This is a genomic window from Suttonella indologenes, from assembly GCF_900460215.1.
GTDB classification, from domain to species: Bacteria; Pseudomonadota; Gammaproteobacteria; order Cardiobacteriales; family Cardiobacteriaceae; genus Suttonella; species Suttonella indologenes.
Map to the genome: position 1 here is coordinate 350,363 of NZ_UHIA01000004.1, position 24,638 is coordinate 375,000.

The window sequence follows — 24,638 nt, forward strand, 5'->3', positions numbered from 1 at the left end:
TAATGTTCTGATGAAACACAGATTAGACGATGCGTTTTTTAAACGCGCCTAGGCAGAAGGTACTGACGGCGGTGCCGATAATAATGGCAAGTGCATAGAGGAAGACTTTGTCCACCGCATTAGGGATGAAGAGAACAAAGATACCGCCGTGCGGGGCATGCAGACCACAGCCGAAGGCAACGCTGAGCGCGCCGGCAACTGCCGAACCGATAACCAAGGCTGGAATGACGCGCAGCGGGTCTTTGGCGGCAAAGGGTATCGCGCCTTCGGTAATGAAGGACAACCCGAGTACGCCTGCGGCTTTGCCTGCTTCACGCTCTTCGCTGGTAAAGCGGTTTTTAAAGATGAGTGTGGCGCAGAAGATGGCGAGCGGCGGTGTCATACCTGCTGCCATGACGGCTGCCATCGGGAAGAAGATGTTGCTGCCGATGAGGGCGGTGGACACGCCGTAGGCGGCTTTATTGACCGGCCCGCCCATGTCTAACGCCATCATGCCGCCGAGCAGTCCGCCGAGTAAGAAGGCGGCGAAGCCTTTGGCGTCTTGCTGGGTTTTCAGCCATTCGGTCAGGGCTTCCATGATGCCGCTGACCGGCTTGCCGATGACATAATACATCAATAGCGCCACAACGGTTGTGCCGAGTAAAGGCAGGATAATCATCGGCTTGAGGCTTTCCAATTCGCGCGGCAATTTAATGGTTTTGGCAAGAAATTGCACGAAGTAACCGGCGATAAAGCCCGCGAAGATAGCGCCTAAAAAGCCCGCACCGATTTGATTGGAAATGAGCGCACCGACCATGCCGGGGGCGATGCCGGGGCGTCCTGCAATCGAATAGGCGATGTAGCCGCCCAAGATGGGAATAAAGAGTTCGAATGCCGCTTTGCCCGCCCAGAAGAGGTTGGCGGCGAAAGTGCCTTTATAAGCGTCTTCATAAATAAAGATGCCTTTTTCACCGATTTGTAAGGAGGCGAAGGCGAAACCTAAGGCAATCAATAAGCCGCCGGCGACCACAAAAGGCAGCATGTAGGAAACGCCGGTCATCAGATGTTTATAGACGCCGGTTTTTTCTTTGCTGTTGACGCTACTTTCCGCCGCAGCATTGGCATCGCCGTAGGTTTTGGCTTGCGCCAAAGCGGTTTTGATTAGTCCCTGTCCGTCGCTGATGGCGGCTTTGGTACTGCTGCGGTAAAGGCGTTTGCCGACAAAGCGGTCGGGCTCGACATTGGTATCGGCGGCAATAATAACGACCGCCGCTTTGGCAATATCTTCCGCGCTGAGGACGTTATCCGCGCCCACGCTGCCTTGGGTTTCGATTTTCACAGGATAGCCCAGCTCTTTGGCGGCTTTTTCCAAGGCTTCCTGCGCCATATAGGTATGGGCGACGCCGGTGGGGCAGGAGGTAATGCCGATGATAAACGGCGCTTCGCCCTGCGTTTGCGCAGCGGCGGCGTTTGCGGTGCTTTCTTCGGCTTGCGCAACGCTGGACAGCGCAATGCGGATTTCGTTCACATCAGTAGTAACCGCAAGGCGTTGCGCGACCTCTTCGTCACCGACGACATTGCTTAAGCGTTTTAATACCGCCAAATGCTCATTATCGCTGGCGGCAATGCCCACGATCAGATGTGCCGGTTCGCCGTCTTCCCAGTCTACGCCCTCGGGCACTTGCAAGATAGCGATGGCGGTTTCTTTAATAAATTCGCGGCTTTGCGGCGTGCCGTGCGGAATGGCGACCCCGTTGCCGAGATAGGTGTTTTCCTGCGCTTCGCGCTCAAACATGCCGTCTACATATTGCGGCGCGACTTTGCCGTTTTCCGCCAAAACGGCGGCGACTTGCCGAATCGCCTCTTGCCTGTCGGCGGGCTTGGCGCCGAGGCGAATCAGTTCATTGCTGAGTTGCATAATTTCCCCCTTAATAGAAAATGAAGCAAATATTATGCATTTTTTAACATTGCTTTGCACGGCTTTATTTCTATAGGGAAAAATATTTATTTTAAAACAGAAAAATGCCTTAATGCCTGCTCGATGCCGTCGTCTTCCAATGTGGTGGTAACATAATCCGCCACCGCTTTCAAAGCCTCCCAAGCATTGCCCATTGCCACGCCGATGCCCACATATTGCAGCATTTCGATGTCGTTCAAGCCGTCGCCGAAAGCCATGGTATGTGCGGGATTAATGCCCAACGCTGCGCAAATGTCGGCAATGCCGCGTGCTTTCGAGCCTTGCGCCGGCAGCAAATCCGCGCCGCCTTTATGCCAGCGGGCAAAATGAAAGCCCAAATCCTCGAATGTGCGCACGATATCGGGGTCTTCGTCCTGCTCGGGCAGGAAAACGGAGAATTGGTAAATACTGTGGCGGCTGTAATAGTCGGGGTCAATCACGCAGCCGGGGAAAACGGCTTTGGTCTGCTCGTAATGCGGCAAAGGCTCCGACCACGCGATATGATGCTCGGACAATTGCTGATAGACCAAACCGAAACGCCGGCATACCGCCGCCAATTCCGCCGCCGCCGCTTGGTCGAGGGGATAATGGCTGATAATCTCGCTGCCGATCATATTGTATTGCCCGTTGGCGCTGACCAGTACTTCAATCATGCCCGAATCAAACAGGCGGCGGATATCGGGCGGCAGCATGGCGATGCTGCGCCCTGTGGCAATGGCGAGTTTGACCGTGTTTTGCGCGCTCAGCGCCTGCAAGGCGCGGAGATTGTTTTCAGTCAAACGCCCCAAGCGGCAAAGGGTGTCGTCAATATCGAAAAAAATGATTTCTGTACTCATGGCTTTCCTTTGTTTTTATTGCAGTATCGCATAGTTTGTTTGCCGGAATATGTCAAAAAATATCGGGATCAAGCAATATCTGCATTGTGCTGTGTATGACGGGCTAAAAATTCTTCTACTTCTTGACGGTAGGGGATGGCATTTTGTGTGCCGAGTTTTGTTACGGACAATGCGGCGGCGGCATGGGCAAATCGGATAGCATCGCGCATATCTTTGCCTTCTAGCAAAGCGGTTGCCAGTGCGCCGTTAAAGGTATCGCCGGCTGCGGTACTATCAATGGCTTCGACTTGAAAACCTGTGATCATTTCAGCATTTGTGTTCTGTTGGCTGAGATATGCGCCTTTGGCGCCTAAGGTAATGATAACGATGTTAATGCCTTGTCGATGCAGAATATTTGCAGCTTGCGCAGCGCTGCCTTCATCATGTACGGCAATGCCGGTGAGTATTTGCGTTTCCGTTTCATTTGGGGTGATGATGTCAATTTGCTTGAGCAGCTCGCTTGGCAGAGCTTGAGCCGGGGCAGGGTTTAGCAGAGTGGTTTTCCCTGCTTGCTTGGCGATTGTTACTGCCTTAAGGATAGCATCTACAGGCGTTTCCAATTGTGTCAGCAACATAGCGGATTCTGTGATCATCGATTGCTGAGCGATGACTTTTTCGGCACCTAAAGCGGCATTTGCTCCTGCGTGGATGGCGATATTGTTTTCACCGTTATCCGCTACTTGAATCATTGCCAAGCCGGTATTTTGCTGCTCAATGGTGATAATGCCTTGGGTATTGATGCCGTCAGCAGCGAAGGCATTTTTCATTGTTTGCCCCATTTGGTCTGCGCCGATTGCGGCGATAAATTGCACATCGGCACCTAATCGTGCTGCCGCCACCGCTTGATTTGCACCTTTGCCGCCATAAGCAAGCTGATAGCTTTTGCCTATAATGGTTTCCCCCGCTTGAGGAAAATAAGACACGCGCATCACATGATCGATATTGATGCTGCCTAGCACACAAAGCATTTGCATAAGTTCTCCTTAACAGATGAAGCGGCAGGCCTAAAGCCTGCCGTTTGATAAAAGATTTATGGATTTTAGGTCGAATTATTGGCTAATGACTTTTAAGGGCACGGGGATTTGTGCTTCGACGGTTTCGCCTTTCAAAAGGCTGACCGCCGTTTCTACGCCTAAGGCACCGATTTGTTCGGGCTGTTGAGCGATAGTTGCCGCTAATTTACCGTTTTCTACTGCTTTAATAGCATCATCTGTACCGTCAAATCCAACAACTACGATATTTTTGCCTGCCGCTTGCAAAGCGCGCAAAGCACCGAGAGCCATTTCGTCATTCTGCGCAAATACCGCTTGTACCGCATGATGTCCGGCAAGTAAGTTTTCCATTACATTTAAACCTTTTGTGCGGTCGAAATCTGCAGGTTGGCTGGCTAGAATTTCAAATTCATTGCTCTCTACCGCCTGTTTAAAACCTTCGCCGCGTTCACGTGCAGCAGAAGTGCCTGCAATGCCTTCCAACTGAATGACTTTGGCATTTTTACCGACTTTTTCAGCAATAAAATCGCCCGCCATTTTGCCGCCGGCAATATTGTCGGAAGCAATATGCGAGACAACATCGCCTTTATTGGCGCCGCGATCAAGCGTAATCACAGGAACATTTTTTTGATTGGCAGTCATCACGGCGCTGCTGACGGCATCAGAATCGGTGGGATTAATCAGCAATACTTTCGCGCCGCGCACTAAAGAATCTTCTACATTTGCCAATTCTTTAGCAGGATCATTTTGCGAATCCAATACTATCAATTGATAGCCGAGTTCTTGCGCCTTGCTCTGCGCACCTTCTTTCAAGGTAACGAAAAAAGGATTATCCAGCGTAGAAACAGCAAGTGCAATCGTATCCTGTGCAGAAGCGATACTGCCGAATGCCAAACCGATTGAGATGGTTAATGTACTGAGTTTTTTCATATTTATCTCCTGAGTGAATGAAAGCTTATTTGAAAATAGACAAAATTTATGTGCGTTTATGCCCTAAGAAATTGTCTAAAATGACCGCTGCTAAGATGACTAAAGCCTTGGCGACCAGTTGATAATAGGAATCTATATTCAATAAATTCAGGGCATTACTTAGAAATCCGATAATAAGAGCCCCAATGAGCGTACCAAAAATACGCCCTTTGCCTCCCATTAAACTTGTGCCGCCGACAACCACTGCTGCAATGGCGTCTAATTCATAACCGGAACCGGCTGTGGGCTGTGCCGAGCCTAGACGGGCGGTCACAATCAAACCGGCTAATGCCGCAAGTAAACCGCTTACTGCAAAAACAAATAATTTAACTCGATTAATATTGATACCTGATAAAGCCGTAGCGCTTTCATTGCCGCCTAAGGCATAAATATAGCGTCCGATGCGCGTTTGACTGAGCACATACCAGCCTATGCCAAATAGCAGCAACATCAACCATACAGGCACAGGGATTCCCCATATAAAGCCGGTGCCGATACTGGAAAAGGTATCGGCATTGTCGGAAAATCCTGTTGTAATCGGACGGCCGTTGGTATAAATCATCGTCAAACCGCGCAGCATCAGCATCATGATTAAGGTCGCCATAAAGGCCTGTACCTTGCCAAAGGCTACCAAAGCACCATTGACTAAGCCTAAGCCTGCGCCAAAACACAAAATCAGCGGCACGACTATATAAACCGATATATCCTTGCTAATCAAACTTGCCGCCACTGCGCCGCTTAGCGCTAAGACTGAACCGACCGATAAATCAATACCTGCAATTAAAATCACAAAGGTCATGCCGATAGCGATAATGGCATTTATAGAAGTCTGGCGAAAAATATTGAGAAAATTATCGATATTGAAAAAATTCGGATTGAGGCTTGAAACCACCGCAATCAATAGAAATAGTGCGATAAGCGATCGTTGTTCAATGAGTAATTGTTTGATATTTAATGTTTTCATATAAAGCCTTATTGGTGTTGTGCCGTTTGTGCCAAAATAGTGTGTGAAGCGTCTTGTCGTCCTAAAGCGGCGGCAAGTAGTTTTTCCTGACTTGCCTCTGTACGCGAAAACTCGCTCATCACGCTTCCCTCTTTCATCACAATAATGCGATCGGACATGCCTAAAACTTCGGGCATATCGCTTGAAACTAAAATGACGCTTAAACCCTCGGCTTTAAAACGGTTAATGAGCTGATAAATTTCTTTTTTTGCGCCGACATCTACGCCGCGGGTAGGTTCATCTAAAATCAGCACTTGCGGTCGGCACATCAAACCCTTTGCAATTGCCACTTTCTGCTGATTACCGCCGGAGAGCTCGGCGATTATTTTATCGACGCTGGGTGTTTTAATTGCAAACCAATCGACAAAATCCTGTACATTTAACAGCTCATTGTGTTTGATGATTTTTCCCCAGCGTTCAAAACGTTTGAGCGAGCTAAGCGACATATTCTCTTTTACCGACATGGATAGCACCAAACCGTCGCCTTTGCGATCCTCGGAAATATAAACAATGCCGCAAGCCAAACCTTGAGCAGGTGTTTTGGGCTTAATCCGCTTGCCGTTTAGCCATATCTCTCCGCTGCTTCTGGGTAGAGCGCCGTAAATTAATTTCATTAATTCGCTGCGTCCTGCACCCATTAATCCTGAAACACCTAAAATTTCGCCATGATGCACAGTCAAACTGGCTTTTTGCACACCGCAACCGCTGAGTTCTTTAATTTCTAGACATATTGCACCGCGTTCTTGTTCAAGATGCGGATATTGTTCTTCTAAACTGCGCCCGACCATCATTTCAATCAATTGAGTCTCGTTTAAATCGGCTACGGCACACTCTCCAATCCATTGACCGTCACGCAATACCGTAACATAATCACAAATCTGAAAAATTTCTTGCAGGCGATGAGAAATATAGACGATGCCGCGTCCCTGCGCTTTCAGTTCGCGAATGACGGCAAACAATGCTTCGGTTTCTGTATCGCTTAAGGCATCGGTGGGCTCGTCCATCACAATGACTTGCGATTCAAAGCTCAAAGCTTTGGCGATTTCCACCATCTGCCGCTCGCCGATGGAAAGCTCGCCGACCAATTGCTTGCTGGAATGCTTAATTCCTAAGCGGGCAAGCAATTTATCTGCTTCGAGATACATTTTATTCCAGTCAATGCCGCCCCAAGCATGAGTAAACTCGCGTCCTAAAAAGATATTTTCTGCAATCGATAGATTGCTCAAAATATTAAGTTCCTGATGAATAATACTGACGCCCGCTTCTTGGGAAGCTTTGGGATTGGCGAAATGCACTGATTTGCCAAGATATTCAATGCTGCCGGCATCACGTTGGTAAATGCCCGTGAGAATTTTCATCAAGGTTGATTTGCCTGCGCCGTTTTCTCCCATAAGCGCCATCACCTGTCCGGCGTATACTGTTAATCCTGCGCCTTGTAAGGCCTGTACGCCTGAGAAGGATTTGTCTATTCCATTGAGAGTTAATAATGTTTCCATGATTAAAACGGCACGCCTGAGTAAAGAATCACATTTGCATAAGGCGAACATTCTCCTGTGCGCAGCACTGCTTTAGATTGATTGCTTAATGCCTTGAAATCGCTATGTGCTACATATTCAATGGTAATTCGATTACCTTGTTCCGCCTCAGTTTTCGCAATAAGGGCGAGTGCCGCTTCTGCTATGCGAGGGTTAAGCGTTTTGATTTCTTCCGCTAAAACCAAACGCTCAATAAATAATTCCGATAATACTGCTTTAAGCGTTGTTAAAAAATCGGGAATGCCGGGGCTTAAAGCGAGATCAATACGGTTTTGCCGTTCGGGAATGGGCAAGCCGGCATCACAAATGGTTAAAGCATCGGTATGTCCTAAAGTTGCGATAGTATGCGAGAGTTTTGCGTTTAAAATCGTGGTTTTTTTCATGGCTACATTCTTTATCTTGATGTTTTTCTCATGTTAAAACATTTTTTCAGCAAATGCTAAAAAATGACATAGAAAATGGGATTAGTTTCTGATTGTTATGTAAAAATAATTGATTATGCTATGCGAGCAAGATTGAAATCTGTTTTTAGGGATAAGAAAGAATTGAAAAATAGGAAGCTGTCACACTTCTTACTTGCAGAAGCGGAAAGTCATGCAGGGAGAAGTATAGTCAAAGAATTAAAAAAGTATTACGGACTTGGTTTGCCTTTCTGTACGCTCTTGTGCTGTCTGCGGCTCGCCGCCTTGTACTACTTTTCCACTCCTCCGACTATACTTTTTTACTTCTCCGACTATAAATTCCTAGGTACTTGTTTAATTGCTCGATTATGGGCATATAAAAAGCCGGCGTCTGCCGGCTTTTTAGCATTTGCCGCTTAGGCTTGAATGGCTTTCAGCGCACTGTCGTAATCGGGTTCGTCGCTGATTTCTTTCACTAATTGCGTGTAAATCACACGATTATCGCCGTCAAGCACAATCACGGCGCGGGCGCAGAGTCCGGCGAGCGGGCTGTCGGTAATGGCGACGCCGTATTGGTCGGCAAAGTCTTTGCTGCGAAATGCCGAAAGCATTTCTACGTTGTTCAAGCCTTCGGCGGCGCAGAAGCGTTTTTGGGCGAAGGGCAGGTCGGCGGAGATGCACAGCACGACTGTATTGGAGAGTTGCGCGGCTTTTTCGTTGAATTGGCGTGCGGCTTTGGCGCAGGTGCCGGTATCAACGCTGGGGAAGATGTTGAGGATTTTGAATTTGTCACCGTAGTCGGCTAGGGTTTTTTCGCTGAGGTCTTGGGCGACGAGGTGGAAATCGGGTGCGGTTTCTCCGTTTTGCGGAAGTTGTCCTGCTAGGGTAACAGGGTCTTCGTGAAATGTGACTTGGCTCATAGTAGCTCCTTAATTTTTAGAAAATAATGCGGCGAGCGGATCGAAATAATGGGCGAGATAGTCGTCAAATGCGATTTGCTGCGCCGCCTGCGCTTCAATATCAGCAAAGGCTTGCAAGGATTGTCGGCTTTGCTGCTGAAGTTGCGCGGCTATGTTAGCAGGGATTGGCGCGGATAGGGCAGTTTGGTGGCGATTTTGTAATGCGATGCCCCAGTCAAGAAATTCCTGTTCGGCGAGTTCCGCCTGCACTTGTTCGGGCAGACGCAGGCTCTGTCCCTGATTGGCGGCGATTTGTCGAGCAATGGCGTCTTGATAGTCTGTGCTGCCGGCAGCGTGGTCTAGGTTCTCTGCAACAGGCAGGAGTGCTTGTAGGATTTCCGCCGCCCAGTCGCGGGCAAGGATTTGTCGCTGTTCTCTGAAGAGTTGGAAGTCGGGCGAGAGTCCGCAGCAGGCGGTGCGCAGGCGGTTGTGGTTGGCTTCGTTGTAATCGCTGTTGTCAAAGGGGGAGCAGGGGTTGATAAGACACCAGAGCATAAAGCATTCGAGGAAGCGGATTTGTTCGAGGCTGATGCCGGCAGGGTCGTAGGGGTTGCTGTCTAATAGGCGCAGTTCGATGTAGGCGATGCCGCGATTGTGTAGCGCGATGACTGGCAGTTCGCCTTTTTTCAGCGGTTGTTTGGGGCGCGCGCCGCTGTAGTATTCGTTGGCGATTTGCAGGATGTGGGTGCTGATTTGGCGGTAGTTGCCGGCAGGATCTTTGAGTCCGAAATATTCGTATTGGGGCGCAGGGGTAAGGACGGCGGTGCCTAGATCGCGGATGTATTCATACAAATGGTTAAAGCTGACGCTGAAATCGACTTTGTTTTGATAGCCGAGCTGGCTCATGCGCAGGGTGGTAGCATTGCGCCATGAGAGACTGCGACGGTGCAGACGGTCGAGTAAGTTTTGTGCCGGCTGGAAGCTTTCGTCAACGGCGGGGGAGGCGCCGAAGAGGTGACAGATGAGCCAGCCGTGTTTTTGAATATTGCGCAGCATGCTCATATAGCGGACGTTTTTCCAGTCGTCGCTAAGCGCTACGCCCTCTCTATCGGCTAGGGCTTGCCAAAGGGCGGGCGGCGGCGAGTAGTTGAAATGTACGCCGGCAATCATTTGCATGGGGCGTCCGTAACGGTATGCCAAGCCTATGCGGTAAAGACGGCGCAGTTTGCCGCCGTTGCTTTCGCCGAAATAGCCGATGTCGATATGTTCGGGATTGTCGGGCAGACGGCAGGGCATGCTCGGCGGCCAATGCCGTTCTGCGCCGAGATGCTGCGCGCTGAATTGCTGGAGCTGCAAGAGTTGCTGATAGGCGGCTTGCGGGCTGTGATGCGGGTCGCTGACAAATTCCAGCAGAGCTTCGCCGTAATCGATTGTGATGTTGGGGTGAGTGTAAACATTGCCAAGGGCTTCGGGATGGCGGCTGCTTGCCAGTTCGCCGTCGGCATTGCTGCGCAGGGTTTCGCGTTCGATGCCGATATGGCCGCCTGACAGCGGTAGCGTCTCAATGTGCATAATCTGCTCCTCTCAAGAATTTGAGCATAATAGCGCATTCTTGGTTATGATGGCAGCTAGTAAAACAAGGAGAAAGCAATGCAGACATTAGCCGTTTTAATGGACAATATTGATGAGATTAAGCCGTATAAAGACACGACTTTCGCCCTGATGCTGGCGGCGCAGCGCCGCGGTATGCAAGTGATGATATTTGAGCAGCAGGACTGGCGCGTGCGCGACGGCGAGGTGCGCGCTTATGTGCGTACGGTGGAGCTTTTTGACCGCGACGAAGAGTATTGCCGCGTCTTAAATGAGGAAGAAATCGATTTGACCAGTGCGGACGTGGTTTTGCAGCGCAAAGATCCGCCGTTTAACCTGCGCTATATTTACGACAGCTATATGCTGGATTTATTGGTCGGTCAAGGCGTTACCGTCATCAATCCGCCTGCCGCGCTGCGCAATATCAATGAAAAATTTGCCATCAGCCAAATTCCGCAATGCACGCCGCCGACCTTAATCACAAAATCGCGCGAGGATATTTTGGATTTCTTACGCGAGCATAAAGAAGCGGTGCTGAAGCCTTTGGACGGCATGGGCGGTATGGGCATTTTCAAATTGAGTTTGGGCGATAAAAATATCAGCGCAATTTTAGACGCGATGAATCCCGACGGATTGGAAACCTTGATGGTGCAGGGCTTTTTGCCACAGGTAACGGAAGGAGATAAGCGGATTTTGATTATTAACGGCGAAGCGGTCGATCACGGTTTGGCACGACTGCCCAAAGAAGGCGAATTCCGCGCTAATCTTGCCGCTGGCGGTCGCGGCGTGGTGCAGCCTTTGACAGAAAGGGAATGGTGGTTGGTCGAACAGGTTAAGCCCTTGATTGAGCGGGAAGGTCTGCATTTGGTGGGGCTGGATGTCATCGGCGGTCATGTAACCGAAATCAATGTAACCAGCCCAACCTGCATGCGCGAAATCGAAAATGCCACAGGGCAGGATATTGCAGGACGTTTTTGGGAAACATTGGCAAAGAAAATTGCAGAGTAAAGGAAGAAAATATTGTTTGCGGCTTTTTGAAGTTAAAATGCAGCTAAGCTTGCACAGAAAAAATTGCCGTAAAAACAAAAAACACCGCGTTCTTGATTAAGACGACGGTGTTTTTCTTGGCGTTGATAACTGCCTTTACCTTTCTGCGCTTTCACGACCCGCTGTCGGTATGTGCCGCTTAAAAGTAAATCGCGGTTTAATTGTCTTTTATTCTTCATATCAGCTCCTATTTTGAAATGAATGACAGACGATTAGACATTATTTTCATCTGCTTCTTTAATTGCTTGACGGATTGGACAGCCGCTGCGCGCCTTAATCATGCCCGCCAATTCATCGCGCTTGCCTTCTACGATTAATTGAGAGTTACCGCTGCGCTGCCCTTTTTCCTGCTTGCGCTTGCCTTTGTATTGCCACCAATGGGCAACCATATCGGATAGAAAATTTGGCATTTTTTTCTCCTAATTATTTTGAAGGGCTTATGATACGCGAAAATCCGCGCATAAAAAATCCCCGCAGAGCGGGGATTTGTACTGTTTGCCGTTTAGACAATATTGATGCCGATATTCAGCTCGTCAGTAATGGTGTAAGTTCCTTGAGCGCCAAGGTTTACCGTATAAACATTGCCGTCTCGGCTGACGCTGCTCTCATCATCAACATCAAGAGTAAACACATCTAAAGGATTTTTATTTGATGCATCTGTTTTGTTAGCAAATAGGCTAATATTTTTTACGCCATTATCTACTAATGCGGATTGCGTTAAGGTAACGGTATTTGGCGCCATGTTCGCATCTTTGCCATTGCCACTACGTAAATCAATGATTTCAATATTGGTAATACTTAATTGATTGCCGTCAATTGTTGTATCTTGAGCTAAAACAAGCGTATCCTTGCCTGAACCACCATTGATTTTGCTACCATTTGTTGCTGTGCCATATAAAGTAATGACATCATCGCCGTCTCCGCCTTGAATTGAAGTATTGGAGATATTGTCTTTGGCATAAAAATAATCATCTCCTTCGCCTAGGCTAATAGTGGCTTTTTTTGCCGAATTAATCACAACGACATCGTTTCCAGCTAAGGTGTTGATTGTGGCATTTGACACATCAGCTTCTTGATAGATATCATCATGTTTTGTAATCTGATTTTTAAATGTAACAGGATTTACGTTGCCATTAATGGCTACATAAAGCGCGGCATAGGAATTTGCGGTCATACCGTCATAAGAATGGATATTCAGATTATCATAAATAGTAAGATCCAACCCCTTGCTTAAGGCTTTAATTACCGTATTTTCTGTGTCGAGTTTATATTCAAATTTATAGAAATTATCATTTTCTCCTAATTTTTGCTCTTGAACTGTTTTGAAATTTCCATAAGCACCTGAAATAATATTTCCGTTACTAAGTTTTTCCGTTTCTCCGATTGCTTTGAGATAATGCTCGTTTGTATCTTTATCTGTAATTGTTACGCTTACGCTACTGTCTACTACACTAGAGATTGAACTGTTTATCAAGTTAATTATTTGATTACTTGATGTTGTGGAGATATCCGCAGGAGAGTTTACTGTAATAGTTAATTTTGCAGTACTAATAGTTCCATCTGCATCTTTAATGGTATAGGTAAAGACATCTTTACCGGTTTTGCCTTGATTAGGCGTATAGGTATAGCTTCCGTCTGCTTGAATTTTAAGTGTTCCAAGCTCACCTTGAATTTCTGTGCCAACACCATTGCTGACTTTATCATGCACGCCTGATTGAGCGCCGATAACGGTTGTCGGCGTATCTTCACCAGTTTTATCATTATCTAATACATTTCCGCTTGCCGTCTTTTCTAAAACGCTTCCGCTTGCAGATTCAATATTGGCTTTATTCTCATCATCAACAGCTTCAGGTGCAGTATCAGTAATTTTAACGGTAAATTTACCATCGTGCTTATTGCCGTCTGTTCCCAGCAGGGTAAATGGAATTTCATTGATGATAGGATCATTTTTGCTATGGTCTTGAGCATTACTTTTATAAGTGTAGCTAAGTTCTCCTGTTTCAGGATTATACCCTGTGATTTTTAATCTAATAGCGCCGTCTTTATCGCTATTAGGATCTAAATCAATCGGGAATTCATTGCTGGCATTGATTATTTTATTCAAACCAAGCTCTTTTCCATTAATCGTAATGCTGGTAAATGATGTTTTCGGACCAATTGTAAAGGTTCCTGCATATTCCTTACCTTCTTCCACTTCGTCTCCATCGCCAGTGATGCTTAATGGACGATCATCATCCGTGTCATGCGGTGTTGCATCAGGGTTTTTCGGATCAGCAGGAGGATTATTGCCGGGGGTTTTTCCGTCGGTTGTGCCGTCATCCCAAATTTCGGTAGTTACGGATTTATTGCCGTACTTGAGTTCTTTTTTGATAGTCTCGCCGTTTTCAGTTTTAACACCTTCGGCTTTATCAATGCTAACGGTGTACTTTTCGCCGCCGTTTGCGCTTTCATATTCTTTGTCATTTTCTATATCAACAGAGATTTTGGCGCTAGTTTGTCCGGCTTTGATGATCACGGTTCTGGTGCCCGCACCGTTTGTGCCAAAATCTTTGTCATCTGTTTTAGGATCATCGGCAGCATGGGCGACGGTGTAGGTGATTTCGGTATCTACGCCGCTGGCTTTATCCAATTTGATAGTGTATTTCGCTTGACCGATACCTTCATTTACGCTGTTCAGTCCCTCAATAGAAACGGTCGGGCGGTCATCATAGACATTGCTGGGATTATCAGGATTCTTGGGATCGGCAGGGTCTGTGCCGTTTGTCGTACCGTCGTCCCAAATGACCGTAGTAACGCTGCCTTTGTTTTTGTCGATGGCGGCATTTTTGGGATTTACTAATGTAACGGTATAGTCTTCTTTGCCTTCAAAGATATCATCGTTATGGATGCCTAAATCAAAATCTACTTTGAGAGTTGTTGAACCTTTAGGGATGGTAACTTTTTTAACGATATCGCCATCAGCGATTTTGGACGAAAAGTCTTTCGCATCTGTTGTACCGTGCTTCAAAATAACATCTACGGTAGTGTCTGCCGTATTGTTTACTTTATTGAGCGTAACGGTATAGGTCACTTTACCAACAGCTTCATTGACAGCAGTAGGTCCGCTAATTCCCAATGTTAAATCGCGGTCGTCATCTGTGTTATGCGGTGTTGCATCAGGGTTTTTCGGATCAGCCGGCGGATTATTGCCGGGTGTTGTGCCGTCGGTCGTGCCGTTGTCCCAAATGGCGGTGGTTACGGATTTATTGCCGTATTTGGTTTCGCCGTTATCGATAGCGGTAAATTTGTCGGTATTGTCAGTTTGACCGCCTACCGCTTTATCAATGCTAACGGTGTACTTTTCGCCTCCGTTTGCGCTTTCATATTTTTTGTCATTTTCTATATCAACAGAGATTTCGGCGCTAGTTTGTCCGGCTTTGATGATCACGGTTCTGGTGCCCGCACCGTTTGTGCCAAAATCTTTGTCATCTGTTTTAGGATCATCGGCAGCATGGGCGACGGTGTAGGTGATTTCGGTATCTACGCCGCTGGCTTTATCCAATTTGATAGTGTATTTCGCTTGACCGATGCCTTCATTTACATTTTTTGGTCCCTCAATAGAAACAGTCGGGCGGTCATCATCGCTATCATGCGGTATTTTCGGATCGCTCGGTACCGGATCTGTTCCGGGTGTTTTTCCATCGGTAGTGCCATTGTCATAGATGGTAGTGGTTATGCTGTCTTTGCCGATAGTGGCATTAGTTGGGTCGGAGATTTTAACGGTGTAGCTTTCTTCACCTTCATAGATGTGGTCGTTTTCAATGCCGACAGGGATGGTGGCGGTGGTTTTGCCTTTAGGAATGGTTACCGTACCTGTCATGGGCGTATCTTTGGTGAAATCTTCTACGCTGGTCGGGGCGTTAGGCGTGATGGTGTATTTAATGGTGACGTCTTCTGCGGCAGGTTTATCGAGCGTGACGGTGTATTCCACAGTGCCGATGCCTTCATTGACTTTTTCCAGACCTGAGATGGAGGCTTTAGGCAGGGCAGGTTTGTCGTCTCCGCCACCGCCGCCACCGCCGCCACCGGCAAGAGCTGCTAGCCCGGCCAATGGAATTAGAGCTAATGGCCATAGGGGGAGCGCCATTGCAGCAGCAGTGGCGACGCTTCCGCCGACGGCTTGGGTGGCGACAACGCCTTCCGCCAATTGGTGAATGGCGGCACCGGCTTGCGCGGTTTCAGGTACGTATGGATAAATAGCACCGTTCTCATGCAATCCGACGAGGAGATTATCCGTTTTATTGCCCGCGGTGGCGTAATAGTCCTGAATGATGAGTCCGGGTTGCTCAGTGGTTTGTCCTTCAAAGGCTACAAGAAGGTCGTTGCCGGCGCGTTGGACTTCGATGTTTTCAGGGGCAAAGCCTGTGATTTCGTCGATTAATTGGAATCTTTGACCTGATTCTGCTTTGATGACGGTGGCTTGTGCGTTTGAGAGTCTGGCAGCCGGGTTGGCAATTTCGCCATTGGCTTTTAGGATTTGTAATGCGATACTCATATGGAATTCCTTCTATTTTATTGATTAATAATGGTTTGTGAGCCGTAAACGTTGATTTGCACGCGGCGGTTCGGTTGGTTACAAGCAAGGCGCGATTCGCGGTTATTCGGATGGCGGGCGGCGCAGTCGGTTATGAGCGGTTCGTTTTTGCCGCGTCCTTCCGTGCTGATGAGGTTGCCGTTGATGCCGTTAGACTGCAGGGCTTGCTTAACGGTATCGGCACGATCTCTGGAGAGCTTCATGTTGTAGGCATAAGAACCATCGGGATCGGTATGCCCGATAACGGCGATATTGGTGATTTGGTTCATATACTGCCGCATGTCTTGCGAGATGGCTTGGATTTCCGCCTTACCGCGCTCAAGCATATTGGCATAGTCGAATTTATCGAATTTGAATAATGCCGAGGCTTCTAAAGTGTATTGCTTGAGTATTTTTTGTCCGCAAGTGCTTTGACGGTCTAGGCGCGGCAGGGTGTGGTTTTGCCGCAGGAGTTTTTGTCCAATCACAGCTTGCAATCCTGTTTGTGCGTCAATCGGACGTACTGCAACGCCATAATCCGCATCAGGCACAACTTCGAAAAAGACGATTTGCTCAGGCGCAAGATTGTAGCTGATGCCTTGATTGTGTTTGCGCACATAAGCCGGATCTTGTTTGGCGTATTCCGCATTAATCAGCTGATTTTCAGGGCAAAGCGCAACTTGCTGATAAGCGCCTGAAAGCAAAGAGGCAATGTATTCATTGTTGGCATAAATATTGACGGCATCGCCCGGCAGAATATCGGGCGAGCGGTAGAAAATAACGCCGGCCAGATTGGGTGGCACGTATTCCGTGGGCGGGGTGTGAGAGAAATCTTCCCATATTTCAACAGGGACTTTTCCCATGCCGCAGCCATAGAGGCAGCTCATTGTAATGAGCGAATATAAAAGGGAGTTTTTGGTTTTCATCGGCTTGTTGATTGATTGAAAACGAGGAATTCTATATAAAAATCCTTTGCTTAGCAATGCTTTCTTTTGTTTTGGGTTTTTGCACTATATTTTGTGTTTGTTTGGGTTTTTATGTCTATTTCTTGTGTTTTTAAATAGTTGCAATGAGTAAGGTAAAAGCATCTTTTATTTGATTTTGCCAGATGCTTTGCCTGCTTTTGTGTAAAATTTACGGCTTAATTGTTTGAGGTGATGATGGCGGTTCGAGTACAGGATATTGATGTTTACGGACGCGGGGTGGCGCGCGATGAGGGGCGGATTGTGTTTATCGAGGGCGCTTTGCCCGATGAATTGGTCGATTATCAGCCGCTGAAGCGGCAAAAGCGTTTTCTTGAGGCGAAGGTCGGGCGGATTTACGAGGAATCGCCTGCGCGTATCGCGCCGCTGTGTCCTTATTATGAGCAATGCGGCGGCTGTGCTTTGCAGCATTTCGCTTTTGAGGCGCAGGTGCAGGCTAAGGAGCGGTTTTTCACTCAGCAATTGCAGAGAATCGGGCAGACGTCGGTGCAGGAGTTGTTGCCGCCAATTGCGGGAAAGCCTTGGCGTTATCGGACGAGAACACGTTTGGCGGTGCAATATCATGATAATGCGGTGCGTTTGGGATATTTTGCACGCGCTTCACATGAGGTAGTCGATGTGTCGGATTGTTTAATTATGGATGAGCAATTGGCTGCGGTGCTTCCCGGTGTGCGCGATTTATTGACGGCATTGTTGCCCAAGCGGATTAAATCGCTGTCTTTGCATCGCGGCGAAGCGGCTTGCGCTTTGCAGTTGGAAAGCGATGCAGTGTTGCCGCTAGATGTGCTGGAAGATTGGCAGCGCAGACAGCAGGGCAATTGGGCGCTATGGCTGAATGCAGAATGCGTGGCAGGCGATGCACAGGGTTTGTTTTATGATTTGCCCGCCGAGGCGGTGCGGATTGCTTTTGCACCGCAGGATTTTACGCAGGTCAATCCTGTAGTGAATCGGGCATTGGTGGCGCAGGCAATGGCATGGGTGGCACAGTCGCAGGCGGAATCGGTAGTGGATTTTTTCGCCGGCTTGGGGAATTTTTCCGTGCCGATGGCAAAGCGCGGTTTGCAGGTGCAGGCGGTGGAAGGCGTGCGGGAAATGGTGGAGCGAATGCAGGCGGTGGCGGCGCAAAATGCGGTGCAGGAAAGATTGGCGGCGCGGCGCGAGGATTTGTTTAAACCGAGTAAAAAAGCCCTGAAGCAATGGCAGCAGCAGGATTTGTGGTTTTTAGATCCACCGCGGGCGGGGGCGGCAGAATTATTGCGCGCGATGGATAAGGACAAAATGCGTCGGATGATTTATGTTTCTTGCGACAGCGCGACTTTGGCGCGCGATGCACAGATTTTGGCGCAGAAGGGCTTTGTCGCCAAAGCCGGTCTTGTGGCAAATATGTTTGCCCAAACCGCACATGTGGAAAGTATGGTCAGATTCGAGCGGGAGCATTAATGGCGATTTATGAATTAAACGGAAAACGTCCGCAGATAGCGGAAGGCGTTTGGGTGGCGGAAGCGGCTTATGTCAGCGGCGATGTATCTTTGGGGGCGCAAGCCAGCGTGTGGCCGATGGCGGTTATTCGCGGCGATGTGATGCCGATTGCGATTGGCGCGCGCTCGAATGTGCAAGACGGCGCGGTAGTCCACGCCACGCATGTTAGCGAATATGCGCCGAAGGGCTATGCTACGACTATCGGCGAAGATGTGATTATCGGCCATGGCGCGGTGGTGCATGGCTGCACGATTGGCAATGAAGTCTTAATCGGCATGAATGCTACTGTGCTGGACGGAGCGGTAATTGAATCGCAAGTGCTGCTGGCGGCGGGCGCATTGGTGCCGCCGAATAAGGTTTTGCAATCGGGCGGCTTGTACGCGGGCAATCCCGCCAAACGTCTGCGCGAATTAAGCGCGACGGAAAAAACCTTCTTTAAATATAGCGCCGTACATTATGTACAGCTTGCCGCCCAAGCAAGACAGGCACGCAGAATCGATGCGGATTAGATAAAAATATTCCGATTATTGAATTGCAAACAGATTGTTCTGCGCGTAAAATGCGCGCTTCTTTTTTTATTCAATGAAACAACGAGGAACGAATGCCAAGTGTAAAAGTACGTGATAATGAACCGTTTGATGTTGCTCTGCGCCGTTTTAAACGCGCTTGCGAAAAAGCAGGTGTGATTGCCGAAGTGCGCGCGCGTGAATTCTATGAAAAGCCGACGCTTGAGCGTAAGCGTAAATTGGCTGCCGCGGTAAAACGCAATTCACGTCGTCTGAAAAAAGAGCGCGGTCGTTTCGAGCGTCTGTACTAATGTCGATTCAAGAAAATCTGAAAGCCGCAACCAAGCAAGCAATGTTGGCAAAGGATAAGCTGACATTGCAGACCTTGCGTATGTTAAGCGCCGCTTTGAAGCAAATCGAAATTGACAAGCAAATTGAGATTAGCGAAGAAGTTGCGCTGAATGAATTGGTGCGCCAAGTAAAACAACGCCAAGAGGCGGCGCGCCAATTTCATGAAACAGGGCGCGAAGATTTGGCAGAAAAAGAAGAAGCGGAAATCCTCATCATCCAAGGCTTTCTGCCGCAGCAAATGAGCCAAGCCGAATGGCAGACTGCTGTCGATAAGCTGATTGGCGAGAGCGGATTGCCGCGTGAAGCCGCTTCTTTGGGAAAATTGATGCCGCAATTAAAAGCGCAGTTGCACGGTCGCGCGGATATGAGCGAGGTAAGCAAATATTTGCGTCAGCAATTGCAAGCCTAGGCTTTGCCTGATACGCCGGAGCAGCGATGGCGAAGCGCATTGAAAAGTCGTTTATCGACGAAATAAATAGAAGAACCGATATCGTTGCTTTAATCGGTTCTAAACTGTCTTATAAAAAGTCCAGCGGTCATAACAGCTGGGCTTGTTGTCCTTTCCATAATGAAAAAACGCCTTCGTTCTGCGTTGATCATCAAAAACAATTTTATTATTGTTTCGGCTGCAAGGCGTCCGGCGATGCTTTGCGCTTTGTCATGGATTATGACCATTTGCCTTTTGTGGAAGCGGTGGAATATCTGGCGCGCTTTAATGGCATGGAAGTGCGCTATGAAGAAGAAAGCCAACTGCAATATGAAGTGCGCATGGAACAGAAAGCGCGTGTGGAATTAGGGCTGGAAGCCTTGCAAAAAGCGGCGGATTTTTATCATCAGTGTTTTTATCAAGATGAGGCAGAAGTTGCACGAGGCTATTTACGTTCGCGCAGCGTTAAGAATGTCATGGTGCAGAAGTATCAGATCGGCTATGCGCCGCGCCATAATGCTTTGCTGTATCATTTAGAAAAGAATTATGCGTTGGATTTGCTGCAAGAAACGGGCTTAATCGCCGAGCGCGACGGGCAGTATTATGACTGGTTCCGCGATCGCATCATGTTTCCCATTCATAATTCAAGGGGGCAGGTAATTGCTTTCGGCGCAAGGGCGATGGGCGATGCGCAGCCGAAATATCTGAATTCCGGCGATTCGTCTTGGTTTAACAAGCGTCATGAATTATATGGTCTGCATCATGCGATGCAGGTAAAAGCCAAGGCTTTGATTGTTACAGAAGGCTATATGGATGTGGTCAAGCTGGCACAGTTCGGTTTTGAGAATGCGGTCGCCGCATTGGGCACTGCTTTCGGCGAGACACATGTGCAGCAATTAAAAAAGCGGGCGAATAAAATTTATGTGTGCTTTGACGGCGATTTAGCAGGGCAAACTGCCGCCCAGAAGGCTTTGCAGGCGATTTTTGCCGCTTATGACGAGCAGCACGAATGGCGGTTTATGTTTATGCCGGCAGGCGAAGATCCCGATTCTTTGCTGAGCCGCGAGGGAAAAGAGGCTTTTCATCAGGCGATGGATGCCAGCTTGACGCCGTCGCAGTTTTTGCAACAGATTTTAGGTACTGACGAGCGGCAATTGACGGTGGAAGAGCGTGCGCAAAGAGCGGCTTCGGCGGCGCAATGGCTGGGTTTGCTGCCCAGCGGCGGCTATCGGGAAATTTTACAGCAGGAGTTGCAGGCGGCATTATCGGTGCCTGTGCATGTGGAACAAAGCGTAGCGGCGCAGTCGCAGGGCATACCGTCTCTGCGCACCTCCCGCCGTGCTGCCGTGCAGCAGTCGGGTTTGCCGCAAAAAGGCGAATGGCGTTTATTGGCGATTTTGTGGCAGTTTCCGTGCCTGCATACGGCATTGTCTGCGCAGGTGATTGAAATCATGACGCAGAAAATGCCGCATTTGGCGCAGCTGTGTTATTTAGCGCGAGCGGGTGCGGATGAGGAAATGTTGCGCGATTGTTTGCAGGACTGGCAGATCTTGGATCAGGTTTCGCAGGCACGCTTGAATCTGCAGGCCTTGTCGGCGCAAGATTTGCAGCGCGAATGGCAGGATGCGGTGGCGCAAATGCAGGCGGAGCAAGAAAAGTTGCGCGCGCGGCTTGAAAAATTGGGCATGTAGCAGCATATAGCGGTTTGTGCCTGTTGATTTGTTGAGGGAGTTCTAATGAGTGTTTTTGTGCGTACACAAGAAGATGAAGATTTTCAAGATGAGGTGAAAGAACTCATCGAGCGCGGTCGCGAACAAGGATTTTTGACTTACGAAGAGATAAACGAAACCTTGCCGGAAGGCGCGGCAGAGGGCGATAAGTTTGAAGAAATCGTGGCGCTGTTGGCGGAAATGGGCATTGACGTCGTGGAAGCGCCGCCCGAAGAAGGCGATGTGGTCAGCGGCGAAGACGAAGAAGAGCTCGCCAATAATGTATTGCTCAGCGATAATGAAATTGGGCGCACGACAGACCCTGTGCGCATGTATATGTGCGAGATGGGCGCGGTCGATTTGCTGACGCGCGAAGGCGAGATTGCGATCGCCAAGCGAATTGAAAGCGGCTTAAGTGCGGTGCAGCAAACTTTGGCGGATTTCCCTCCCGCCATTGCCGCGCTCATTGAAGAATTCCAAAAAACAGAAAGCGGCGAAGCGCGTTTAGGCGATTTGGTCAACGGCTACGGTGATCCTTATGCGGAAAATAATAGCGATGAATTGGCGGCGGAAGAAGGCGATGCCGATTTTGATGAAGACGACGAAAGCATCAGCCGTATGGACGGCGATGAAGAAGACGAGGACGGCGAAGGCGCTGCGCCTGCGGTAAATAATGGCAATAATTTGGAAGAAACGCGCGAAAAATTATTGGAATTAGCCGAAGTCTTTAAAAAATTCCAAGCCGCATTGAAAAAAGGACAGGGCTTAAGCGCGAAGAAAACGCAGAAAATGCATGAAGAGATTAAACTCTATATGTGCGCTTTTTCTTTCCCGCAACGCACTTTTGATTTGATGGAAGCAAGATTGGCCGAGCCGGTCGAGGCGATTCGCGAAATCGAGCGGCGTTTGATGCACTTGGTGATTGATAAAGCGGGCATGCCGCGCAAGGATTATGTGACGGAATTTCCCGGCCATGAGACGGATTTGCAATGGGTGGTCGAGCAGAGCAAGCACCGCCGCAAATATGCGGAAAGGTTGAAGGATATGATTGCCGATGTGCAGGCGGAGCAGGAAAAATTCCTAGAATTTGAAAAGCAATACGGCATGACGGCAATGCATATCAAAGATATTTATCGCCAATTGTCTGTGGGCAAAGAGCAGGCGAAAAAAGCCAAAGAAGAAATGGTGGCGGCGAATTTGCGTCTGGTCATCTCAATTGCGAAAAAATACACCAATCGCGGCTTGCAATTCCTTGATTTGATTCAGGAAGGAAATATCGGTTTGATGAAAGCGGTGGATAAATTCGAATACCGCCGCGGCTTTAAATTTTCCACTTATGCCACATGGTGGATTCGCCAAGCGATTACGCGCTCGATTGCCGATCAGGCGCGCACAATTCGTATTCCTGTGCATATGATTGAAACCATTAATAAATTGAACCGTATTTCACGCAATTTGGTGCAGAAAAACGGTCGCGACCCAACACCTGAAGAATTGGCGATTGCTATGGATATGCCGGAAGAGAAAATCCGCAAGGTATTGAAAATTGCCAAAGAACCGATTTCTATGGAAACCCCGATCGGCGATGACGAAGATTCGCATTTAGGCGATTTTATCGAAGACGGCAATGTCATGTCGCCTTTGGAAGCGGCAACCACGCGCGGTTTGTCGGAAGCCACTAATGAAGTGTTGGCATCACTGACGCCGCGCGAAGAGCGGGTGCTGCGCATGCGTTTCGGCATCGATATGAATACCGACCATACTTTGGAAGAAGTGGGGCGGCAGTTTGATGTTACGCGCGAGCGTATCCGCCAGATTGAGGCGAAGGCTTTGCGGAAATTGCGCCATCCCAATCGCTCGGAATTACTGAAAAGTTTTTTGAATGATTAAATCATAGCCCGTTTTAGACGGGCTTTTTATGGGTGCGATAAAACTTGCCATGCGTCCGGCGGAGCCGGCATCGCGGCGGTATGAGAAAAAGCGCGCATCGCCGATGCTGCATAACTCGCCGCCGCTGATATTTTCGGCGGCAATACCCTGTTCGCTTAATTGATGTCGGGCGATTGCGGGTAAATCGGCAAGATAATGTCCTTCTCGATTGGCGCGGAAATAAGTGACAAAATCGGGGTTTTTCTCTATAAAACGTGCATAAAAAGCCTCATCGACTTCATATCGCGCCTGTGTGGCGCAGGGACCAATCCATGCGTAACACTGCTGTGCGGGACTATGAAATTGCATGATGGTATTGCGGATGATGTCTTTATACAGTCCGGACCAGCCGGCATGAATCGCGGCAACTTCCGTTCCTGCGGCATTGCACAACAATATGGGCAGGCAGTCTGCGGTCATCACGACTGCCACGGCATCAGGACTGCGGCTAATGACGGCATCGGCATCAATGTCTGTTTGGTAATTCTCATCGCTGACGACGATATTGCTGTGGATTTGATTGAGCCACAGCCAGCGCTGCGCCTCTAATCCGCTGTGCCGAGCCAACTTTTGGCGGTGTCTTTCCACGCGTTCGGGCTGATCTTGAACGTGGCGGGCAAGGTTAAATCCTTGTGTGCAAAGCGGGGAATTGCTGAGGCTAGTGCCGGCGATAATGCCTGAGGGCGCTTGCCAATCGGCAGGCAGCCATAAAGTTTCTTGCATATTCTGTTTATCCTAATATAATAGCCGTTCTTCGTCGGGGTGTAGCGCAGCCTGGTAGCGCACTTGCATGGGGTGCAAGGGGTCGCAGGTTCAATTCCTGTCACCCCGACCATTATTCAAAGCAGCTTGTTTAAGCTGCTTTTTTCATTGGTATTCAGGTAGTTGCCATAAATAATAGATGACCGCCGCGCAAATCAATGCCACGCCGGCGCTAATCCACCAAAATTTCACGCCTAAGAGAATTGAGCAGGAAACGATGGATAGGCACATCATGCTGCTGGAAAGCCATTTTGCCTTGCGGCTGATTTGGCGGTGATTTTCCCAGCGCTGTAGGGCTTCGCCGAAGTGTTTGTGATTCAATAGGTATTGATGAAAACGCGGCGAACTGCGCGCAAAACACCATGAGGCGAGAATCACAAATGGCGTGGTCGGCATAACGGGCAGGGCGAAGCCGATGATGCCCGCAATCAAGGCGAGTATGCCGCAAATTTTCAGCAGCAGTTTTTGGCTGTATGTTTTCATTAGACGGCGCGGTCAAAAAAGAGCGGAATAGCTGTTTTTTCGCTGATGTTTTGCATATAGCTTTGTACGCGCTCGGGGAAGGGAAGGTTTTTGACGACGCTTAATGAGCGCAAAATAGGGAAGATGTAGAAATCTTCTTCGTCAATGTTGCCGTTCATGCCTTCGCGGCTGACAAGCAGCTGATCGAGGGCTGCTAAATCGGCGGAGGCT

General features: G+C 48.7%; 23 protein-coding genes and 1 tRNA gene (1 of these 24 cut by a window edge). 8 read left to right on the forward strand and 16 right to left on the reverse strand.

Annotation, left to right across the window (positions count from 1 at the left end; all coding sequences use genetic code 11):
* Positions 1 to 22: 22 nt before the first annotated feature.
* The 9 genes from DYC63_RS05780 to gshA form a co-directional block, all read right to left on the reverse strand.
* Positions 23 to 1,897: a fructose-specific PTS transporter subunit EIIC gene (locus DYC63_RS05780; protein ID WP_115218365.1), complete on the reverse strand. Its 1,875-nt coding sequence runs from the start codon at positions 1,895 to 1,897 to the stop codon at positions 23 to 25.
* 86 nt (positions 1,898 to 1,983) lie between these two features.
* Complete coding sequence (locus tag DYC63_RS05785; RefSeq protein WP_115218366.1) at positions 1,984 to 2,772, reverse strand: Cof-type HAD-IIB family hydrolase; 789 nt, start codon at positions 2,770 to 2,772, stop codon at positions 1,984 to 1,986.
* 68 nt (positions 2,773 to 2,840) lie between these two features.
* Positions 2,841 to 3,785: a ribokinase gene (gene rbsK, locus DYC63_RS05790; RefSeq protein WP_115218367.1), complete on the reverse strand. Its 945-nt coding sequence runs from the start codon at positions 3,783 to 3,785 to the stop codon at positions 2,841 to 2,843.
* A 75-nt stretch (positions 3,786 to 3,860) separates the two neighbouring features.
* Complete coding sequence (gene rbsB, locus DYC63_RS05795; RefSeq protein WP_115218368.1) at positions 3,861 to 4,733, reverse strand: ribose ABC transporter substrate-binding protein RbsB; 873 nt, start codon at positions 4,731 to 4,733, stop codon at positions 3,861 to 3,863.
* Between the two features lie 46 nt (positions 4,734 to 4,779).
* Positions 4,780 to 5,736, reverse strand: coding sequence for a ribose ABC transporter permease (gene rbsC, locus DYC63_RS05800; protein ID WP_115218369.1), 957 nt, complete (start codon positions 5,734 to 5,736; stop codon positions 4,780 to 4,782).
* An 8-nt stretch (positions 5,737 to 5,744) separates the two neighbouring features.
* Complete coding sequence (rbsA, locus tag DYC63_RS05805) at positions 5,745 to 7,271, reverse strand: ribose ABC transporter ATP-binding protein RbsA (RefSeq protein ID WP_115218370.1); 1,527 nt, start codon at positions 7,269 to 7,271, stop codon at positions 5,745 to 5,747.
* 2 nt (positions 7,272 to 7,273) lie between these two features.
* Positions 7,274 to 7,693, reverse strand: coding sequence for a D-ribose pyranase (rbsD, locus tag DYC63_RS05810; RefSeq protein ID WP_115218371.1), 420 nt, complete (start codon positions 7,691 to 7,693; stop codon positions 7,274 to 7,276).
* Between the two features lie 434 nt (positions 7,694 to 8,127).
* Positions 8,128 to 8,631 (reverse strand): thiol peroxidase, encoded by a 504-nt coding sequence (gene tpx / locus DYC63_RS05820; protein WP_115218373.1) that lies wholly within the window; start codon positions 8,629 to 8,631, stop codon positions 8,128 to 8,130.
* Between the two features lie 9 nt (positions 8,632 to 8,640).
* Positions 8,641 to 10,182 (reverse strand): glutamate--cysteine ligase, encoded by a 1,542-nt coding sequence (gshA, locus tag DYC63_RS05825; RefSeq protein WP_115218374.1) that lies wholly within the window; start codon positions 10,180 to 10,182, stop codon positions 8,641 to 8,643.
* Positions 10,183 to 10,260: 78 nt separating this feature from the next.
* Between gshA and gshB the strand changes: the two genes are divergently transcribed.
* Positions 10,261 to 11,208, forward strand: a complete 948-nt coding sequence (gene gshB, locus DYC63_RS05830; RefSeq protein WP_115218375.1) for a glutathione synthase — start codon at positions 10,261 to 10,263, stop codon at positions 11,206 to 11,208.
* A 32-nt stretch (positions 11,209 to 11,240) separates the two neighbouring features.
* Here gshB and arfA read toward each other — a convergent pair whose 3' ends face one another.
* The 4 genes from arfA to DYC63_RS05850 form a co-directional block, all read right to left on the reverse strand.
* A complete protein-coding gene (gene arfA, locus DYC63_RS05835) occupies positions 11,241 to 11,426 on the reverse strand; it encodes an alternative ribosome rescue factor ArfA (protein ID WP_115218376.1) in 186 nt (61 codons plus the stop codon).
* A 33-nt stretch (positions 11,427 to 11,459) separates the two neighbouring features.
* Entirely contained in the window at positions 11,460 to 11,657 is a 198-nt protein-coding gene (locus DYC63_RS05840) for a CsbD family protein (protein ID WP_115218377.1), read from the reverse strand.
* Between the two features lie 92 nt (positions 11,658 to 11,749).
* On the reverse strand, positions 11,750 to 15,781 hold the full coding sequence (locus DYC63_RS05845; protein ID WP_115218378.1) for a Calx-beta domain-containing protein: 4,032 nt from the start codon (positions 15,779 to 15,781) through the stop codon (positions 11,750 to 11,752).
* A gap of 17 nt (positions 15,782 to 15,798) precedes the next feature.
* Positions 15,799 to 16,686: an OmpA family protein gene (locus DYC63_RS05850; protein ID WP_172459440.1), complete on the reverse strand. Its 888-nt coding sequence runs from the start codon at positions 16,684 to 16,686 to the stop codon at positions 15,799 to 15,801.
* Positions 16,687 to 16,956: 270 nt separating this feature from the next.
* Here DYC63_RS05850 and DYC63_RS05855 point away from each other — a divergent pair, with 270 nt between their 5' ends.
* From DYC63_RS05855 to rpoD, 6 genes are all read left to right on the forward strand, one after another.
* The gene (locus DYC63_RS05855) at positions 16,957 to 18,222 is read left to right on the forward strand and encodes a class I SAM-dependent RNA methyltransferase family protein (protein WP_115218380.1); all 1,266 of its coding nucleotides are present in this window, start codon (positions 16,957 to 16,959) and stop codon (positions 18,220 to 18,222) included.
* The gene (locus DYC63_RS05860; RefSeq protein WP_115218381.1) at positions 18,222 to 18,770 is read left to right on the forward strand and encodes a gamma carbonic anhydrase family protein; all 549 of its coding nucleotides are present in this window, start codon (positions 18,222 to 18,224) and stop codon (positions 18,768 to 18,770) included. Before DYC63_RS05855 ends, DYC63_RS05860 begins: the two co-directional genes overlap by 1 nt.
* A 92-nt stretch (positions 18,771 to 18,862) precedes the next feature.
* Positions 18,863 to 19,078: a 30S ribosomal protein S21 gene (rpsU, locus tag DYC63_RS05865; RefSeq protein ID WP_115218382.1), complete on the forward strand. Its 216-nt coding sequence runs from the start codon at positions 18,863 to 18,865 to the stop codon at positions 19,076 to 19,078.
* Positions 19,078 to 19,527, forward strand: a complete 450-nt coding sequence (locus DYC63_RS05870; RefSeq protein WP_115218383.1) for a GatB/YqeY domain-containing protein — start codon at positions 19,078 to 19,080, stop codon at positions 19,525 to 19,527. The genes rpsU and DYC63_RS05870 overlap by 1 nt, the downstream gene beginning before the upstream one ends.
* A 26-nt stretch (positions 19,528 to 19,553) precedes the next feature.
* Positions 19,554 to 21,236: a DNA primase gene (dnaG, locus tag DYC63_RS05875; RefSeq protein ID WP_115218384.1), complete on the forward strand. Its 1,683-nt coding sequence runs from the start codon at positions 19,554 to 19,556 to the stop codon at positions 21,234 to 21,236.
* Positions 21,237 to 21,281: 45 nt separating this feature from the next.
* Positions 21,282 to 23,144, forward strand: coding sequence for an RNA polymerase sigma factor RpoD (rpoD, locus tag DYC63_RS05880; RefSeq protein WP_115218385.1), 1,863 nt, complete (start codon positions 21,282 to 21,284; stop codon positions 23,142 to 23,144).
* Here rpoD and pgeF read toward each other — a convergent pair.
* Positions 23,118 to 23,906, reverse strand: a complete 789-nt coding sequence (gene pgeF, locus DYC63_RS05885) for a peptidoglycan editing factor PgeF (protein WP_115218386.1) — start codon at positions 23,904 to 23,906, stop codon at positions 23,118 to 23,120. The two genes, rpoD and pgeF, sit on opposite strands and share 27 nt — an antisense overlap.
* Positions 23,907 to 23,941: 35 nt before the next feature.
* On the opposite strand from pgeF, the gene DYC63_RS05890 reads away from it, so the two are divergent.
* Positions 23,942 to 24,018 (forward strand) — tRNA-Pro (locus tag DYC63_RS05890).
* Positions 24,019 to 24,050: 32 nt separating this feature from the next.
* Here the strand turns inward: DYC63_RS05890 and DYC63_RS05895 are convergent.
* Both DYC63_RS05895 and grxB read right to left on the reverse strand, forming a co-directional pair.
* On the reverse strand, positions 24,051 to 24,428 hold the full coding sequence (locus tag DYC63_RS05895; protein WP_115218387.1) for a YbaN family protein: 378 nt from the start codon (positions 24,426 to 24,428) through the stop codon (positions 24,051 to 24,053).
* Positions 24,428 to 24,638, reverse strand: the end of a protein-coding gene (grxB, locus tag DYC63_RS05900) for a glutaredoxin 2 (RefSeq protein ID WP_115218388.1). It continues 437 nt past the right edge of the window; 211 of the gene's 648 nt are visible here — the last part of the coding sequence; the start codon falls outside the window, past its right edge; its stop codon occupies positions 24,428 to 24,430. Before grxB ends, DYC63_RS05895 begins: the two co-directional genes overlap by 1 nt.

Bases quoted from the DNA above. Each gene is read 5' to 3' on its own strand.
- DYC63_RS05780 (WP_115218365.1), bottom strand. From the start codon at position 1,897: ATGCAACTCAGCAATGAACTGATTCGCCTCGGCGCCAAGCCCGCCGAC.
- DYC63_RS05785 (WP_115218366.1), bottom strand. From the start codon at position 2,772: ATGAGTACAGAAATCATTTTTTTCGATATTGACGACACCCTTTGCCGC.
- rbsK (WP_115218367.1), bottom strand. From the start codon at position 3,785: ATGCAAATGCTTTGTGTGCTAGGCAGCATCAATATCGATCATGTGATG.
- rbsB (WP_115218368.1), bottom strand. From the start codon at position 4,733: ATGAAAAAACTCAGTACATTAACCATCTCAATCGGTTTGGCATTCGGC.
- rbsC (WP_115218369.1), bottom strand. From the start codon at position 5,736: ATGAAAACATTAAATATCAAACAATTACTCATTGAACAACGATCGCTT.
- rbsA (WP_115218370.1), bottom strand. From the start codon at position 7,271: ATGGAAACATTATTAACTCTCAATGGAATAGACAAATCCTTCTCAGGC.
- rbsD (WP_115218371.1), bottom strand. From the start codon at position 7,693: ATGAAAAAAACCACGATTTTAAACGCAAAACTCTCGCATACTATCGCA.
- tpx (WP_115218373.1), bottom strand. From the start codon at position 8,631: ATGAGCCAAGTCACATTTCACGAAGACCCTGTTACCCTAGCAGGACAA.
- gshA (WP_115218374.1), bottom strand. From the start codon at position 10,182: ATGCACATTGAGACGCTACCGCTGTCAGGCGGCCATATCGGCATCGAA.
- gshB (WP_115218375.1), top strand. From the start codon at position 10,261: ATGCAGACATTAGCCGTTTTAATGGACAATATTGATGAGATTAAGCCG.
- arfA (WP_115218376.1), bottom strand. From the start codon at position 11,426: ATGAAGAATAAAAGACAATTAAACCGCGATTTACTTTTAAGCGGCACA.
- DYC63_RS05840 (WP_115218377.1), bottom strand. From the start codon at position 11,657: ATGCCAAATTTTCTATCCGATATGGTTGCCCATTGGTGGCAATACAAA.
- DYC63_RS05845 (WP_115218378.1), bottom strand. From the start codon at position 15,781: ATGAGTATCGCATTACAAATCCTAAAAGCCAATGGCGAAATTGCCAAC.
- DYC63_RS05850 (WP_172459440.1), bottom strand. From the start codon at position 16,686: ATGAGCTGCCTCTATGGCTGCGGCATGGGAAAAGTCCCTGTTGAAATA.
- DYC63_RS05855 (WP_115218380.1), top strand. From the start codon at position 16,957: ATGATGGCGGTTCGAGTACAGGATATTGATGTTTACGGACGCGGGGTG.
- DYC63_RS05860 (WP_115218381.1), top strand. From the start codon at position 18,222: ATGGCGATTTATGAATTAAACGGAAAACGTCCGCAGATAGCGGAAGGC.
- rpsU (WP_115218382.1), top strand. From the start codon at position 18,863: ATGCCAAGTGTAAAAGTACGTGATAATGAACCGTTTGATGTTGCTCTG.
- DYC63_RS05870 (WP_115218383.1), top strand. From the start codon at position 19,078: ATGTCGATTCAAGAAAATCTGAAAGCCGCAACCAAGCAAGCAATGTTG.
- dnaG (WP_115218384.1), top strand. From the start codon at position 19,554: ATGGCGAAGCGCATTGAAAAGTCGTTTATCGACGAAATAAATAGAAGA.
- rpoD (WP_115218385.1), top strand. From the start codon at position 21,282: ATGAGTGTTTTTGTGCGTACACAAGAAGATGAAGATTTTCAAGATGAG.
- pgeF (WP_115218386.1), bottom strand. From the start codon at position 23,906: ATGCAAGAAACTTTATGGCTGCCTGCCGATTGGCAAGCGCCCTCAGGC.
- DYC63_RS05895 (WP_115218387.1), bottom strand. From the start codon at position 24,428: ATGAAAACATACAGCCAAAAACTGCTGCTGAAAATTTGCGGCATACTC.